Origin of the sequence: Aestuariivivens insulae, assembly GCF_022662195.1 — a bacterium.
GTDB lineage: Bacteria > Bacteroidota > Bacteroidia > Flavobacteriales > Flavobacteriaceae > Aestuariivivens > Aestuariivivens insulae.
On sequence record NZ_JAKMCS010000031.1, the window covers coordinates 1 to 1,287 of the forward strand.

General features: G+C 34.5%; 1 protein-coding gene. It reads right to left on the minus strand.

Annotation, left to right across the window (positions count from 1 at the left end):
- Positions 1–38: 38 nt before the first annotated feature.
- Positions 39–1,243, minus strand: a protein-coding gene (locus MR062_RS17600; protein WP_242206741.1) for an IS3 family transposase whose coding sequence is annotated in 2 segments (ribosomal slippage) — positions 39–964 and positions 964–1,243 — 1,206 coding nt in all. Because the reading frame shifts where the segments join, the coding sequence is not laid out codon by codon here.
- Positions 1,244–1,287: the final 44 nt, after the last annotated feature.

Below are 1,287 nucleotides of genomic sequence, written 5' to 3' on the forward strand. Positions count from 1 at the left end.
TGGACTTGCAACAAAAAAATGGACTTTAAGTTGAATGACTAAGCTGCCTGTTTCTGGTTATACATATCTAATTCAAATTCTCTTATAGTTTTATTTCCTAAAAAGGAATGCCTTCTTTTATTATTGTACCAAGTTTCTATCCATCCAAAGATGGATAACTCCGCTTCAGATCTTAACTTATAATTGTGCCTATAAACCCATTCTACCTTTAATGATTTAAAGAACGATTCTGCAACAGCATTATCCCAGCAATTGCCTTTTCTGCTCATAGATTGGTTTACTAAGCCATTATAACTTTTAATTAAAGAGGTGAACTTATGGCTGGCATATTGTATCCCTCGGTCGGAATGAAAAATCAAAGGCTGGGTTAAAGTTGTTTTCTTTACAGCCATATGCCAAGCTTTAATAATAGTATCCTCTGTGCTTAAATTATCACTAAGTGCCCACCCAACAACTTTACGGTTAAACAAATCGATAATTACAGTAAGGTAAAGCCAACCTTGTTTAGTTTTTATATAGGTTATATCACTTACCCAAACTTGATTCTGTCTGTTTACTTCAAAGCATTGGTTTAATAAATTAGGAGCTATTGGGTAATTATGTTTACTATCAGTGGTTGCTTTAAACTTGCGTTTTCGTTTTGCAAACAAATAATTAGCACTCATAATGCGGGCCACTCTGGGCTTTGATATTTTATAGCCTAATGTCTCTAGTTCTGTTTTTATTCTGGGTGAACCATAGCTCTGAAAACTATCTTTAAATATAGATTTAATAAGCGTTGTTACCTTTTGGTTTTCCAACCATAATTTACTTGGTCCAGATTGCAACCAATGATAATAGCCGCTTTTACTTACCTTTAATATTTTACACATCATCTCGACAGGAAACCTCATAAGATGCTGTTTTATAAACCTGTATTTTTCCTGTCGCTCTTGGAGAAGATGCTGATGGCCTTTTTTAAGATGTCACGTTCCAGTTCAGCTTCTTTTAATGCCCTTTTTAATCGAGCTATCTCTTTTTCTTCATCGGTCATTTTAGGTTTGCCTCGACCTGGAAAACTGTTTTTGCCATAATCCTTCAACTCTTTTCGCCAACGATAAAGCACTGATGGAAATATATCTAAATCTTCACTTACTTGTTTTACGTTGCCTTTGGCATAGCTCAACTCCACTGCCTTTTGTTTAAATTCTAAAGTGTAATGTTTGGGTTTACTTCTCATAATTGCTAAGTTAATAACTAGCAAGCATATTCTCTCATCTTTATGTCCAGTCTAATATAGGAAGTCCA